The sequence below is a fragment of the Rhodococcus sp. FG69 genome (assembly GCF_057808915.1).
The window spans coordinates 66,396-79,839 of the sequence record NZ_JBMDIX010000007.1 but is presented as its reverse complement, the minus strand read 5'-3'; the positions used below and the strand labels follow the sequence as shown (position 1 = coordinate 79,839).

Below are 13,444 nucleotides of genomic sequence, written 5' to 3'. Positions count from 1 at the left end.
GACCTACCCGAAAAGTCTGGGAAGTGTGCTCTCGAAGGTGTCACGGAGTTCGGTCATCTTGACCGCGAACTGACCCTGTACCTCGATCTCGTCCGAGCCTTCGTCGACAACGCCGATGCGCGTCCACGGCAGACCACGGGCGGTGCACATGCCGGTGAACCGAGTCTCCTCGGTGCGCGGGACAGCAACGAGAACGCGACCGGAGGACTCGGAGAACAACATGACGAACGGGTCCGCACCTTCGGGAAGCAAAATGCGGCAACCGGTTTCGCCGGCCAAGGCGGCCTCGACGACGGCCTGCGCCAAACCACCTTCGGACAGGTCGTGGGCGGCGCTGACGAGACCGTCGCGTGATCCTGCCAACAAAATGTCGGAGAGCAACTGCTCGCGAGCCAGGTCGACTCTCGGCGGAACTCCACCGAGGTGATCGTGCTCCACCTGCGCCCAGATGGAGCCGTCGAACTCGTCGTGGGTGTCCCCGAGCAGAATCAACGTTTCGCCCGGTTCCAGACCGAGGCCCGTCGGAATGCGTCGATGCACGTCGTCGATGACTCCGAGGACGCCGACCACCGGCGTCGGAAGGATGGGTTCGGAACCGGTCTGGTTGTAGAAGCTGACGTTTCCGCCGGTGACCGGGATACCGAGCGTGACGCAGCCGTCGGCGAGGCCGCGAACAGCCTGCTGGAACTGCCACATGACGCCCGGGTCCTCGGGCGATCCGAAGTTGAGGCAGTTGGTGACGGCTTTCGGCGTCGCGCCGGTGACGGAAACGTTGCGGAACGCCTCGGCCAACGCGAGCTGGGCACCCTGGTATGGGTCGAGGGCCGTGTAGCGACCGGATGCGTCTGTGGCGAGCGCGATTCCGCGGCCCGTCTTCTCGTCGATCCGAATCACTCCGGCATCAGCGTTCTCGGCAAGCACGGTATTCCCGCGGACATAGCGGTCGTACTGTTCGGTGATGAACTTGCGGCTGCACAGCTGTGGCGAGCCGATCATCTTCAGCAGCGTCGCTTTGAGCTCGTCGGCGGTCCCGGGCCGCTTCAACGAGGCCGTGGTGTTCGCAACGAGCGCGTCCTGCGTAGCCGGACGCTGCACGGGACGCGAGTAGACCGGGCCGTCGTGCGCAACGGTCTTCGGCGGGACGTCGACGACCGTCTCGCCGTGCCAGGTGATCTCGAGGTTGTCACCGTCGGTGACCTCTCCGATGACCGTCGCGAGCACATCCCATTTCTTGCAGACAGCCATGAACTTCTCGACGTTGTCCGGCGTCACCACGGCGCACATACGCTCCTGGGATTCGCTCGACAGCACCTCGGCGGGCGTCATACCGGTGGCGCGCATCGGCACCTGCTCGAGCGTGATGTGCATGCCGCCACTGCCTGCGGACGCGAGTTCCGAAGTGGCACAGGACAAGCCGGCGCCGCCCAGATCCTGGATGCCGACGACGAGCTTGTTGGAGTACAGCTCGAGGCAGGCTTCGATGAGCACCTTCTCGGTGAAGGGGTCCCCGACCTGAACCGCCGGAAGCTTCTTCCGGCCCCCTCCCGTCTCGTCACCGTCGAAGGTCTCCGAGGCCAGGACGGACACGCCGCCGATGCCGTCGAGACCCGTGCGAGCGCCGAACAGGATGATCTTGTTGCCCACGCCCGACGCGAACGCAAGGTGCATGTCCTCGACGCGCATGACACCTGCACACAGTGCGTTGAGCAACGGGTTGCCGGCGTAGGAGGCGTCGAACACCGTCTCGCCGCCGACGTTGGGGAGGCCGAGGGAGTTTCCGTACCCGCCGACACCCCGCACGATGCCTTCGAGTACGCGTCGGGTGTCGGGCGCGTCCGCAGCACCGAAACGCAGCTGGTCCATCACCGCAATCGGGCGTGCACCCATGGCCATGATGTCGCGGACGATGCCGCCGACACCGGTCGCGGCGCCCTGGTAGGGCTCGACGTACGACGGGTGATTGTGGCTTTCGACCTTGAACGTGACGGCCCACCCGTCGCCGACGTCGACGACGCCCGCGTTCTCGCCGATACCTGCGAGCATGGACGTGCGCATCTCGTCGGTCGTGGTCTCACCGAAATACTTCAGGTGGACCTTCGAGGACTTGTACGAGCAGTGCTCGCTCCACATGACCGAGTACATCGCCAGCTCGGCGTCGGTGGGGCGACGGCCGAGGATCTCCCTGATACGGGCATACTCGTCGTCCTTGAGTCCGAGTTCTCGGTACGGCTGCGCCACATCGGGCGTAGCAGTAGCGATCGAAACAGTGTCGGTCTTTGCTGAGCTAGCGGACACGAGGAGTGGGGTCCCTTCCTGGAGCGAAATGCCAGTGGGAGTCTATCCGTGCAGGGTGACAGGCCCCAAAATGAGCATGCGAACATACCCTCGTGGACATTGCATTGACGGAGAACGATCTGGCGTTTCCGGGCGTCCTGACGCCTCAGATGGTGGTCAAGGGTGTCGATATCCCCAGCAAGGCCGTCGTGTGCTTCTTTGCCGAAGTGATCGAATCCATAGCCGGTCAGGGACGAGCGCGAGTGTTGTCGATCCTGCGATCCGAGCACGGTGAGCATCCTGTGTACGAGATCGAGCGCGGCGGCGAGCGGCTCGCGGTGTTCCATCCAGGCGTCGGCGCACCCCTTGCAGCGCTGTTTCTCGAAGAAGCCATCGCGCTCGGGTGCTCGGAATTCGTGGCTGTCGGCGGCGCTGGAGCGTTGACCGATCAGCTCGGGATGGGCCACGTCATGGTTGTCGACAGTGCAGTTCGCGACGAGGGCACCTCGTTCCACTACCTGGCGCCGGGACGTGTCGTCGACGCCGACCCCGACGGGGTGACGGTACTACAGCAGGTGCTGACCGAGGCCGGTATCGATCATGTCACGGGCCGATCGTGGACGACCGATGCGCTGTACCGCGAGACCCGCAGCCGGGTGTCGCGGCGCGTCGAGGAGGGGTGCTTGACGGTCGACATGGAGGCGTCGGCGTTCTGCGCGGTCGCGCAGTACCGCGGAGTGCGATTTGCGCAGCTGCTGTACGCGGGTGATTCGTTGGCCGCCGACTGGGAGCACCGCGGCTGGACCAAGGCCGGCAGCGTCCGCGAGCAGCTGTTCTGGCTCGCGGCCGATGCGTGCCTGCGGTTGGAGCCTCAGGTGTCGAGCTAGGACGCTTTTTGCCGAGCGTGGACCCCTACTCGGAAGCTAGAGGGGGTCCAAGGTCGGCAAAACAGGTGCTAGCTACACCGCAGGCGCAAGGAAAGCCCCGAGCGCATCGGCGTACGCAGCGACGTCCGACGCCCCCATCAGCTCGCGCGAACTGTGCATCGCCAACTGAGCGGCGCCGACGTCGACGGTCGACAACCCCGTGCGTGACGCGGTGATCGGTCCGATCGTCGACCCGCAGGGCAGATCGGCTCGGTGGACGTACCTCTGCAGCGGCACGTTCGCCTGATCACAGGCCAGCGCGAACGCACCCGCACCGGCGGAATCCGTTGCATACCTTAGATTCTGGTTCACCTTGAGCACCGGTCCACCGCCAAGTTCGATGCGATGGGAGGGCTCGTGCCGGTCCGGATAGTTCGGATGCGTCGCGTGTGCCATGTCCCCGGATGCGCAGACGGAACCGGCCATGGTTCGCAGAAAGTCCTCGCGCCCGCCGCCACGTCCGAGAACGATGCGCTCGAGCACCGTGTTCAACAGATCCGAGAATGCCCCCCGGTCGGACATACTGCCGACTTCCTCGTGATCGAACAGCGCGAGGACAGGCGTCACCGCGGTCGGATTCTCCACTGCCGCAATCAAAGCCTGAGTTCCGGCGTAGCAGGTCCCCTGATTGTCCAGCCGCGGCGCACTGACCAATTCGGACTCGACTCCGACCACTGCGCTCGGAGCGAGATCGTGCGTCATCAGTTCCCACCCCAACACTGCCGAGGGGTCGACTCCTTCACGTTCGGCGACGTATCCCAGGAACGATCGGGGCGAATTCCCCACTCCCCAGACGGCATTGACGTGGCGCTGCGGATCGAGAGTGACGCCTTTGCGGTCCTCGGACAGGTGAATCGCCAACTGGGGTACCCGAAGGATCGGTTCGTCGACCTTGACGAGAACCTCACGCAAGCCATTGCCGTCACGAACGCTCAGTCGACCGGAAATGCCGAGATCGCGGTCGAGCCACGAGTTGAGCCACGCTCCGCCGTACGGCTCGAGCCCGACCATCTGCCACCCTGCGGACTCGAGGTCTGGATGCTGCTTGACCCGCAAATTCGGACTGTCGGTATGACCGCCGATGATACGGAACGGTCCAGAGCTTTCGGTGCTCCACGCGACGAGGGAACCGCCGCGAATGAGGTAGTAACGCCCGGCCTCGGTCGGCCAGGCGTCGGTCTCGTCGACGCGCACGAATCCCACCTCCTCGAGCTGCACCGACACCGTCCGACACACATGGAACGGCGAGGGTGACACATCGACGAAATTGCACAGACCGACAGCAGACGCGTTGGACGACATGGGAACCATTGTGTCAGTCGCTGCGTCGAACAGACCAAGGAGCACAGAACCAAGCCACAAACCTCGGGGGAACAGTGAAATTCGAACAGTCGTTGGCCGAGCAGGCCTCGCACGCAACAACCGTCGCGTTGATCCGCAGGAAGGTGATCGCCGCGTTCGATCGGCACGGCGTCAAGGTGACGAAGGTCGACGCCATGACCTTGAAGTCCGGCCCCGATGGCTACATGGGACTGGACAACCTGGTCGAACGGTGTCGAAACGCGCAACGCCGGTATTGGGACGACATCATCGAAGCGCACGTGACGGTCATGCTGGAGTCGCAGAAACTCAGCGCCCCGGACTACGTGCTCGGCCTTCCCGACGAGGAGTTCTACATGCGGCTCCGCGAGCGCGTTGCACCCCTGGGCGTCCTTCGGAAGATCGAAGAATTCCAATACTCTCGGCCGCTGGTGGACACTCCGTATTCACCGAGGCGGGTACTCAATCTGACGTTTCCGGACCTCGCCCTGACCCTGTCGGATCGATATCTGAAGAACCGAGACATGAAGGCCGCGTGGGCATTCGGCCGCGAAAACACCGGAGCGATGGCGTTCGACACCTGTGAAGCCATGACCAAAGACGGCATAGCCATCGAAGTGCAGCGCGGCGACTCGATCTACCTGGCGTCGAAGATTGCCGACATGCCCACCCTCATAGCAAACCATCTGGGAGAGGCGCCGTTCGGCGTGCTGTTCGCGATTCCGAACGCGTACGAGATCGACTACTACCGCCCGAGTGATCTCGACGAGATCACTCGGGCAACAGAGCTTTTGGTCGTTCTTGCACAGATGTTGTCCAGAAACACCCCGAACCCGCTGTCACAAGAGGTGTACTTCTGGAGGAACGGCGAATTTTGCCAAGTGTCCGATCGAGAGGAGATCACGCCAAACGGGGTCTTCGCAGACACACTCGTCGAACTCGCGGACCGATGAGGTCTAGTGCGCACCCGAAATACAGAAGACGTTGCCGTCCGGGTCTGCCAGGGTGACCCACCTGAAGTCACCCATCGTGTGTTGTTCTTTCTCCGACGCACCTGCTTCGACGAGTCGAGCGAGTTCGCTGTCCAGATCGGATGTCGTCAGATCCAGATGGATGCGATTCTTGCCCGGCGTCGGATCGTCGACCCTCTGAAACGCAAGCCGACACGGGGCCGAGGCGAGAGCGACGACGTAGAACCAGCCCTCGTTCTCCTCGACGACCTCCCCGCCGGTCTGCTCCGCCCACCACCGCGCAAGCGGGCCCGGGTCCAAGGAATCCATCGTGATCATGCCAAGTGTCAGGGTCATAGCAGCAGACTAATCCGAGCTACCGACACATCAGGCGGAGACGATTGCGTCCAATGCCGAGTAGAAGATGCCGAGGCCGTCATCGCTGGGGCCGGTGAGCGGCTCGGTCGCGTGCTCGGGGTGTGGCATGAGTCCGACGACGCGCCCGTTGGCCGAGGAGATGCCGGCGATGTCTCGCTGGGATCCGTTCGGATTGGTTCCGCTGTAGCGGAAAACCACGCGACCTTCGCCTTCCAGCTCGTCAAGCACATCCTTCGACGCCTGAAAACGGCCCTCGGCGTTCTTGACCGGAATGAGAATCTCGGCACCGGTTTCGTAGCGCGAAGACCACGCGGTGCCGCTGTTCTCGACCTTCAACCACTGGTCACGGCACACGAAGTGCAGTCCTTCGTTGCGAGTCAGTGCACCTGGAAGCAAACCGACCTCGCAGAGGACCTGAAACCCGTTGCAGATGCCGAGCACCGGCATACCGCCCTCGGCTGCTTTCACGACCGATTCCATGACGGGAGCGAACCGGGCGATGGCGCCTGCGCGCAGGTAGTCACCGTAGGAGAACCCGCCGGGGACGACGATGGCGTCGACGTTCTTCAAGTCGGCGTCGGCATGCCACAGGCTGACAGCCTCACCGCCTGCGAGGGTGACTGCGCGGGAGGCGTCGACGTCGTCGAGAGTCCCGGGAAAAGTGATGACACCGATGCGTGCACTCATGAGAGACGGGTTACCTTCCAGTCCTCGATCACCGTGTTGGCGAGCAGGGACTCGGCGATCTTCTCGAGTTCGGCGTCGTCGACACTGTCGTCGACCTCGAGCTCGAAGCGCTTGCCCTGACGGACATCGGACACTCCGGCCACGCCGAGACGTCCGAGCGCACCTGCAATGGCCTGACCCTGCGGGTCGAGAATTTCGGCCTTGGGCATGACGTCGACAACAACACGGGCCACGTGGGAGCTCCTCGAGATATAGGTACCGGCAGGTGGAGAGTCTACGCAGGACCTCGTGCAGGCGCGAAACTGCGCTTACTGTGGAGGCATGCGGCTGACTCACTTCGGACATTCCTGTGTACTCGTCGAACTCAACGGAACGACCGTCCTCATCGACCCCGGCAATTTTTCGCACGGGTTCGACGGAATCACCGATCTCGACGCCATTCTCATCACCCACCAGCATCCGGATCACGTCGACCTGGAACGACTTCCGGCTCTACTGGAGGGCAATCCGAGTGCAGCGCTCTACGCCGACCCGATGACGGCGTCACAGCTCGGGACACGGTGGACGGCCACTCACGCGGGCGATGTCTTCTCTGTCGGCGGCATTCAGGTGACGGGCGTGGGCGGCACCCACGCCGTCATTCATCCCGAGCTGCCCGTGATCGACAACACTGGCTACCTACTCGGTACCCCGGAGAATCCCGGTCAACTCCTACATCCGGGTGACTCGCTGTTCGTCCCCGAGCAGAAGGTCGACGTTCTTGCGCTGCCTACCGCCGCGCCGTGGTCGAAGCTGTCGGAGACGATCGAGTTCCTCCGCGCCGTGGCGCCCCGGACGGCCTTCCCGATCCACCAGGCCGTCGTCGCAGAGCAAGCGCGCGGCATCTACTACGGCCGATTCAAGGACATGGCCGACGAGAACACGGAGTTCCGCACGTTCGACGAGGAAACGAGCGTGCAGATCTAGCCGGTGACCTCGGGCGGCAGCGCGTCGAGCATCGTGACCTGCGAACCGTTGCACTGGTAGCGGATGGCCACCGGGCCGCCCTCAGGGGCGGCAAAAGCTTCGTCGCCGAGGAGCCAGCGGTAACTCACGGTCACGGTGTCGAAGGTCTGGTCCACTACCGACGAGAAGCTGTACGGCTCGGCTGTCGCCGTACCGAGGTAGACCCCGTCGTGGAAGAAGAGATGGTGGTCGGGGGTGCTGGCCGTCGCACGCTCCGACGTCGCGGAAACCCAGGTGAACGACGCGCACGGGTCGCCCATCTCGTAGGCAACCCACGGCGCGTCGTCGAAATACGGCGGTAACGACGCCACTGCGTCCGCCACGACGGGCGACGCGATGCCCGGGCACACGACTGGCGGCCCCGGTAGAGCTTCCGGTTCCGCAGCTGGAACAGTCGGGATCCGAACCTGCGGTGGGAGGGCTGGAATCTGATCGCTGACGTCCGGTCGCGCTCCGACCGACGGCGCGATGGTCTGGGTGACGTTCTGTTGCCCCGGTGCAGCGGACGATTCCGAGACAGCCGTTGCCGTCCCTCCATCCGAGTCTCCGCATGCCACAAGGGCAGTCGCACCGAGTCCCACGAGCAGAAGTCGTTTCATGAGCCACCTCGAGTTCGTTTGCACGTCCCGAGGAAACATCGTCCAGACCTGACGGTCTGTTACGGGCGGCATCCTGCCCAGTGGCACGTTCGAGCGCGTCGGAGTGCACTTAACCGCGCCACTGGCGGCGGAGCCGAACCTTCGGCTAGGCCGCCCGACCGATCTTCCGGACGTGCTCGTACACGCCGGGCGTCGCTCCGCTGTACAGCGCGAGGTCGATGGCGTCGAGAATGGCTTGCTTCGGACCGGAGCGGCCGAGTTGCTTGGCGCTCACGGCCAGACGAACCAACCCACCGCGGCGCGCGGTGCGCCCTGCGCCGATCACGAGGGCGCGACACCACCACGGTTCGGCCTTGAAGCCCTCACCGATTCCCAGAACACGGCCTCGCACATGCGAACCCGATTCGAGATCGTGAATTGCGGTCACCCCGGCAATCATTCGGAAACCGGCATCCGGCAGAGCCGACACAGCGCCGGGCGAGGCGATCCACCGAGGCGCCGCGAAAACCCGTGTACGCAACCCGGTCTGCTCCATGACGCGGTCGGCGGCCATCAATCGAAGTCGGGCTTCGTGCCGTGGCAGAGTCGCGAACTCCGCGCGACGACGCTTGGTCGCGGCCTGGTCGTAGCCGTGCAGGATGATTGCATCGCCCTGATCCCGACGCCCCCGCAGCCAGTCCTGAGTGCTCTCGTCCTGCGTCAAGCGATACTTGTCTTTGAGCCTCGGCGCAACGAGAAGCGAGAGCGCAACGCCACGCTTGTCCAGTTCACGGGCGAACTCCGCCGCGTTCTCGCAAGTGTCGTCCTTGATTCCGCTCACCGACACGATCAATGCTCCAGACATGCGTCGAGCCTCGCACACCAGGGTGAACGAGGCTCGACGGCAGAATTGATCGCGTCTAAACGGCGATAGTTTCCTTCGGCAGGATCTTGTCGATCGCAGCGAGGACCTCGGGCGCATCCGGTTCCGTGCGCGGACGGAATCGATTGGTGACCACACCGTCCGGAGAGATGAGGAACTTCTCGAAGTTCCACTGAATGTCTCCCGCAGTGCCGTCGGCATCCTCGGTTTTGGTGAGTTCGGCGTACAGCGGATGCCGGTTTTCGCCGTTGACGTCCACTTTCTCCATCATCGGGAAGGTGACGCCGTAGGTGGTGGAGCAGAACGTCTCGATCTCCTCCGCGGTGCCCGGCTCCTGTCCACCGAACTGGTTGCACGGGATGCCGATAACCGACAGACCCTGCGCCGAGTAGTCGGTGGCGAGCTTCTCGAGCGTGGCGTACTGGGGGGTCAATCCACACTTCGAGGCAACATTGACGACCAGGACCGCCCTGCCTGCATACTCATCGAGCGAGGTGGGCGCACCGCCCAGCGTATTGATGCCGATATTCTGGACTTCAGTCATTTCTTGAACTTACCTGTGAGTACCGACATGTGGTGAGTCGGCATGCGAGAACACAAAAGAGCGACCCTCATGGTGCGAGGATCGCTCTTTTGCTACACACCTGATGACGGGGGGTGCGCGTCACCAGGTGGGGCACTACGCCTTGACGGCGGTCTTCTCCAGTTCGACGTACTTGTCGTCTTCCGGCAGGTGGTCGTCGACCATGGTCTCCTCGTCGAACGGCAACTTGCCGCTGAGGACTTCGTTCACCCGGCCTGCGTCGATGGTCTTGGTCCATGTTCCGACCAGCAGGGTAGCGACGGCGTTGCCCGAGAAGTTCGTCAGTGCACGGGCCTCGGACATGAACCGGTCGATCCCGACGATGAGGCCGACCCCGTCGAGCAATTCGGGGCGGTGGCTCTGCAATCCACCGGCCAGCGTCGCCAAGCCGGCTCCGGAGACACCCGCCGCGCCCTTGGAGGCGATGATCATGAACAGCAGGAGCGAGAACTGCTCGCCGAGCGAGAGCGGCATGTTCATGGCGTCGGCGATGAAGATGGAGGCCATCGTCAGGTAGATCGCGGTGCCGTCGAGGTTGAACGAGTAGCCGGTCGGGACGACGATTCCGACGGTGGTGCGCTCGACACCGACGTGCTCCATCTTGGCGATCAGACGCGGCAGTGCCGACTCGGAGGAGCTGGTAGCGACGATGAGCAGGTACTCACGGGCCAGGTACTTGACCAGCTTGAAGATCGAGAAGCCGGAGACGAACTTCAGGATCAGGCCGAGGAAGAAGAAGACGAAGATGAAGCAGGTGATGTAGAACGCCAGCATCAAGGTGCCGAGCTGGATGACGGCGTCGAACCCCGTCTTACCGACCACGCCTGCAATCGCGCCGAACGCACCGATCGGGGCGAGCCACAGGATCATCGTCAAGATGCGGAACACCAGCTTCTGCACTCCTCCGATGCCCTTGAGGATGCCTTCACCCTGCTTACCCATCGCCTGCAGAGCGAAGCCGACGAGGATGGCGACGAACAGAGTCTGCAGGACGGAACCGGCCGTGAGCGACGACACCAACGTGTCCGGAATGATCCCGGCGATGAAGTCCATGGTGCCGCCGGCCTCGTGGGCCTTGTCCGCCAACTCCGCACCCGCGCTGTTCGGCTCGATGTTCAGCCCGTCACCGGGCTTGATCAAGTTGCCGACGACCATGCCGATGCCGAGCGCGATGGTCGACATACCGATGAAGTAGGCGAGTGCAAGGCCACCGACTCGGCCGACGCTCGCCGCGGCCCGCACCGAACCGATGCCAAGAACGATGGTGCAGAAGATGACCGGGCTGATCATCATCTTGATCAAGCTGACGAACAGCGTTCCGAGAATGGACAGGTCCGAGGCGAAATCTTTGGCCACCAGTCCGACGATGACGCCGGCGATGACCGCGATGATCACCGCGATGTAGAGCCAGTGGGTCTTGTCGCGCTTCTTCTTGGGTTCGGGAGCCGGGTTCCGGTTCTCGTCAGCAACGATGCTGGTAGTCATGGTTACGTCCTTTGTGACTTATGGAGTGAGTTGGATCACGCCTTGCTAAGGGACGATGTTGGTAGAGATCGTGATGGCAGTCACGAATACGTTCATTCTGTTCACACGGCAGGTTCACGAAACGAGGCAGCACGTGGCAAAACGCCCGACGAGCGTCGCAGGGCAGGTTCTGGTTCTGCAGTTGATCGTCATGGCCGTGATCGTCTTCGCCGGTGGTGTGCTGACGATCATCAACGAGAGGACCAACAGCGACGAAGCCACGCGCCGCGAAGTGATCGCAGTAGCCGCGAGTATCGCGAACGAACCGTCGACGCCGATCTCGATCCGATCCGAGAATCCGAGTGCCGTTCTGCAACCGGAGACCGAACGAATTCGAATGATCACGGGCGTCGACTTCATCGTCGTCATGGCGCCGGACCGCACCCGATTCACGCACACGACCGTCGACCTGATCGGCAAGCCGTTCAGCGGCAACATCGACCGAGCGCTGGCAGGCGAGACGTTCACCGAGACATACGTCGGGTCGCTCGGCCCGTCGATACGGTCGGTCACCCCGGTTACCGACGTGAACGGCGACATCGTCGGACTCGTGTCGGCCGGCGTGACGCGAGACAAGATAAGCGACCAGTTCGTCTCGGGTCTGCCGCTGATCATCGGCGTCGTCTTCGCGGCCTTCATCGTCGCGGCGATCGGTTCGGTGGCCCTCAGCCGCAGATTGCGCCGTCAGACATTGGGGATGGCGCCGGATGAGCTGCGGTCGATGTACGAGCATCACGACGCCGTCCTCCACTCCATCAGTGAGGGTCTGCTCGTGTTCGGGAAGAACGGGACCGCGGAGATCGTCAACGACGAGGCCCGACGCCTGCTCGACCTTCCGGATGGTCCGGTCCGTCGCGAAGATCTACCGGAATCGTTGCAGCACATGTCTTCCGGTGGTGAACTGCACTTGACGGACACGAGGGTCCTGGTGGTCAACCAAGATCCGGTGATGTGGGAAGGACGCACGCTCGGTGACGTCCTCACCATTCGCGATCGAACCGAACTGCAGGGCATGATCGGCGAACTCGACTCGGTGCGCAGCTTCGCCGAATCCTTGCGATCGCAGGCACACGAGTCGGCAAACCGTCTCCACGCGGTCATCACGATGGTCGAGCTCGGCCGTCCCCAGGAGGCAGTGGCATTCGCGACGGCGGACCTCGAGCTGTCGCAACATCTCATCGACAGGTTGATGGGGGCGGTGAACGAGCCTGCACTGGCCGCGCTACTGCTCGGCAAGGTGAGCCAGGCGGCAGAGCAAGGCGTCGAATTGACGATCACCGAGGACACCGCGCTCGATCATGCAGGAATAGTCACTCCACGCGAATTGGTCACGCTGGTCGGCAATCTGATAGACAATGCAATCGATGCGTCGAAGGAGTCCGAACAGCCGTGGGTCGAAGTAACAGTGCGTGACTCGACGTCCGAACTAGTGGTCCGTGTGTCGGACAGCGGTCCCGGAATGCCCACCGAGGTGCTCGAGACCGCGTTGACGCGAGGATACTCGACCAAATCCGGCTCTCGCGGCCTCGGACTCGCGCTCGTCACCCAGGTCGTGACTCGCTATCGCGGGACGTTGACGTCCGAGGTGACGTACGGATCCGTGCTGACAGCGACGATTCCTACGGAGCCCACGACGTGATCCGCGTACTGATCGTCGAGGACGAGCCACTCATCGCCGAAGCGCACCGCACCTACGTCGAGCGCATGCCGGGCTTCACCGTCGCCGGTATGGTCCACACCGGATCCGCGGCGCTCCGAGCGGCAAGTGAGGCCACTGAACCGATCGACCTCGTGCTGCTCGACATCGGGCTGCCCGACTCCAACGGAATCGACGTCGCCGCTGCGCTCGGCGGGCTACGTCCGAGCCCCGACGTCATCGCGATCACGTCGGAGCGAGATCTGTCGGTGGTGCGTTCGGCGGTCGCCCACGGTGTTGTGCTGTACCTGCTGAAGCCGTTCACCTTCGCCGCGTTTCGTGACAAGCTCGAACGCTACAGCGAATTTCACGATGCGCTGGCAGCGGGCGAGAACGCCGCGAGTCAACGTGACATCGACCGAGCAATGTCACATCTGCGCACCGCGGACGAGCGATTGTCGACGCCGAAAGGCATTGCGCCGCAAACCATGGACGGCGTCACCGCGATCGTCCGAGACGCACCGGGAGGCCTGAATGCATCCGAGGCCGCCAAGCTGGTCGGGGTGTCGCGGGTGACGGCATGGCGATACCTGGAGCGTCTCGCTGACGACGGTCTGGTTGTTCGAAACACCGAGTACGGCAAGGCCGGTCGCCCCCAGGTGCGGTATGTGTGGCGGTAGGCGCTCCGCGCCCTGAGCCC

General features: G+C 63.4%; 14 protein-coding genes. 5 read left to right on the top strand and 9 right to left on the bottom strand.

Annotated elements, in window-relative coordinates:
• Nucleotides 1–3: 3 nt before the first annotated feature.
• Nucleotides 4–2,295 carry a phosphoribosylformylglycinamidine synthase subunit PurL gene (purL, locus tag ACODSO_RS07795; RefSeq protein ID WP_489036248.1) on the bottom strand — a complete coding sequence of 764 codons (2,292 nt, stop codon included), beginning with the start codon at nucleotides 2,293–2,295 and terminating at the stop codon, nucleotides 4–6.
• Nucleotides 2,296–2,387: 92 nt separating this feature from the next.
• Between purL and ACODSO_RS07790 the strand changes: the two genes are divergently transcribed.
• Nucleotides 2,388–3,161 carry a nucleoside phosphorylase gene (locus ACODSO_RS07790; protein WP_489036246.1) on the top strand — a complete coding sequence of 258 codons (774 nt, stop codon included), beginning with the start codon at nucleotides 2,388–2,390 and terminating at the stop codon, nucleotides 3,159–3,161.
• Between the two features lie 72 nt (nucleotides 3,162–3,233).
• On the opposite strand, the gene ACODSO_RS07785 is transcribed toward ACODSO_RS07790, so the two are convergent.
• A complete protein-coding gene (locus ACODSO_RS07785) occupies nucleotides 3,234–4,511 on the bottom strand; it encodes a M18 family aminopeptidase (RefSeq protein ID WP_489036244.1) in 1,278 nt (425 codons plus the stop codon).
• A gap of 65 nt (nucleotides 4,512–4,576) precedes the next feature.
• On the opposite strand from ACODSO_RS07785, the gene ACODSO_RS07780 reads away from it, so the two are divergent.
• Nucleotides 4,577–5,473, top strand: a complete 897-nt coding sequence (locus ACODSO_RS07780) for a hypothetical protein (RefSeq protein ID WP_489036243.1) — start codon at nucleotides 4,577–4,579, stop codon at nucleotides 5,471–5,473.
• A 3-nt stretch (nucleotides 5,474–5,476) separates the two neighbouring features.
• On the opposite strand, the gene ACODSO_RS07775 is transcribed toward ACODSO_RS07780, so the two are convergent.
• Genes ACODSO_RS07775 through purS form a run of 3 tightly spaced genes read right to left on the bottom strand, consistent with a single transcriptional unit; the run spans nucleotide 5,477 to nucleotide 6,768 of the window.
• Nucleotides 5,477–5,827, bottom strand: a complete 351-nt coding sequence (locus tag ACODSO_RS07775; RefSeq protein ID WP_489036241.1) for a VOC family protein — start codon at nucleotides 5,825–5,827, stop codon at nucleotides 5,477–5,479.
• A 30-nt stretch (nucleotides 5,828–5,857) separates the two neighbouring features.
• Nucleotides 5,858–6,535, bottom strand: a complete 678-nt coding sequence (gene purQ / locus ACODSO_RS07770) for a phosphoribosylformylglycinamidine synthase subunit PurQ (RefSeq protein WP_068370577.1) — start codon at nucleotides 6,533–6,535, stop codon at nucleotides 5,858–5,860.
• On the bottom strand, nucleotides 6,532–6,768 hold the full coding sequence (gene purS / locus ACODSO_RS07765) for a phosphoribosylformylglycinamidine synthase subunit PurS (RefSeq protein WP_068370576.1): 237 nt from the start codon (nucleotides 6,766–6,768) through the stop codon (nucleotides 6,532–6,534). The genes purQ and purS overlap by 4 nt, the downstream gene beginning before the upstream one ends.
• An 88-nt stretch (nucleotides 6,769–6,856) precedes the next feature.
• Between purS and ACODSO_RS07760 the strand changes: the two genes are divergently transcribed.
• The gene (locus ACODSO_RS07760) at nucleotides 6,857–7,501 is read left to right on the top strand and encodes an MBL fold metallo-hydrolase (protein WP_489036239.1); all 645 of its coding nucleotides are present in this window, start codon (nucleotides 6,857–6,859) and stop codon (nucleotides 7,499–7,501) included.
• Here the strand turns inward: ACODSO_RS07760 and ACODSO_RS07755 are convergent.
• From ACODSO_RS07755 to ACODSO_RS07740, 4 genes are all read right to left on the bottom strand, one after another.
• Nucleotides 7,498–8,139 (bottom strand): LppP/LprE family lipoprotein, encoded by a 642-nt coding sequence (locus ACODSO_RS07755; RefSeq protein ID WP_489036237.1) that lies wholly within the window; start codon nucleotides 8,137–8,139, stop codon nucleotides 7,498–7,500. The two genes, ACODSO_RS07760 and ACODSO_RS07755, sit on opposite strands and share 4 nt — an antisense overlap.
• Nucleotides 8,140–8,284: 145 nt before the next feature.
• The gene (locus ACODSO_RS07750; RefSeq protein WP_489036235.1) at nucleotides 8,285–8,983 is read right to left on the bottom strand and encodes a DUF2334 domain-containing protein; all 699 of its coding nucleotides are present in this window, start codon (nucleotides 8,981–8,983) and stop codon (nucleotides 8,285–8,287) included.
• 55 nt (nucleotides 8,984–9,038) lie between these two features.
• Complete coding sequence (locus ACODSO_RS07745) at nucleotides 9,039–9,545, bottom strand: glutathione peroxidase (protein WP_068370569.1); 507 nt, start codon at nucleotides 9,543–9,545, stop codon at nucleotides 9,039–9,041.
• A 135-nt stretch (nucleotides 9,546–9,680) separates the two neighbouring features.
• The gene (locus tag ACODSO_RS07740; RefSeq protein ID WP_489036233.1) at nucleotides 9,681–11,069 is read right to left on the bottom strand and encodes a cation:dicarboxylate symporter family transporter; all 1,389 of its coding nucleotides are present in this window, start codon (nucleotides 11,067–11,069) and stop codon (nucleotides 9,681–9,683) included.
• Between the two features lie 190 nt (nucleotides 11,070–11,259).
• On the opposite strand from ACODSO_RS07740, the gene ACODSO_RS07735 reads away from it, so the two are divergent.
• Together ACODSO_RS07735 and ACODSO_RS07730 are read left to right on the top strand one after the other, a co-directional pair.
• The gene (locus ACODSO_RS07735; RefSeq protein ID WP_489036354.1) at nucleotides 11,260–12,747 is read left to right on the top strand and encodes a sensor histidine kinase; all 1,488 of its coding nucleotides are present in this window, start codon (nucleotides 11,260–11,262) and stop codon (nucleotides 12,745–12,747) included.
• Nucleotides 12,744–13,424, top strand: a complete 681-nt coding sequence (locus tag ACODSO_RS07730; protein WP_489036231.1) for a response regulator — start codon at nucleotides 12,744–12,746, stop codon at nucleotides 13,422–13,424. Before ACODSO_RS07735 ends, ACODSO_RS07730 begins: the two co-directional genes overlap by 4 nt.
• The last annotated feature ends 20 nt before the right edge of the window (nucleotides 13,425–13,444 follow it).

Coding starts and splice junctions, on each gene's coding strand:
- ACODSO_RS07775 (WP_489036241.1), bottom strand. CDS start 5,827: ATGACCCTGACACTTGGCATGATCACGATGGATTCCTTGGACCCGGGC.
- ACODSO_RS07755 (WP_489036237.1), bottom strand. CDS start 8,139: ATGAAACGACTTCTGCTCGTGGGACTCGGTGCGACTGCCCTTGTGGCA.
- ACODSO_RS07745 (WP_068370569.1), bottom strand. CDS start 9,545: ATGACTGAAGTCCAGAATATCGGCATCAATACGCTGGGCGGTGCGCCC.
- ACODSO_RS07785 (WP_489036244.1), bottom strand. CDS start 4,511: ATGGTTCCCATGTCGTCCAACGCGTCTGCTGTCGGTCTGTGCAATTTC.
- ACODSO_RS07760 (WP_489036239.1), top strand. CDS start 6,857: ATGCGGCTGACTCACTTCGGACATTCCTGTGTACTCGTCGAACTCAAC.
- ACODSO_RS07750 (WP_489036235.1), bottom strand. CDS start 8,983: ATGTCTGGAGCATTGATCGTGTCGGTGAGCGGAATCAAGGACGACACT.
- ACODSO_RS07735 (WP_489036354.1), top strand. CDS start 11,260: ATGGCCGTGATCGTCTTCGCCGGTGGTGTGCTGACGATCATCAACGAG.
- purQ (WP_068370577.1), bottom strand. CDS start 6,535: ATGAGTGCACGCATCGGTGTCATCACTTTTCCCGGGACTCTCGACGAC.
- ACODSO_RS07740 (WP_489036233.1), bottom strand. CDS start 11,069: ATGACTACCAGCATCGTTGCTGACGAGAACCGGAACCCGGCTCCCGAA.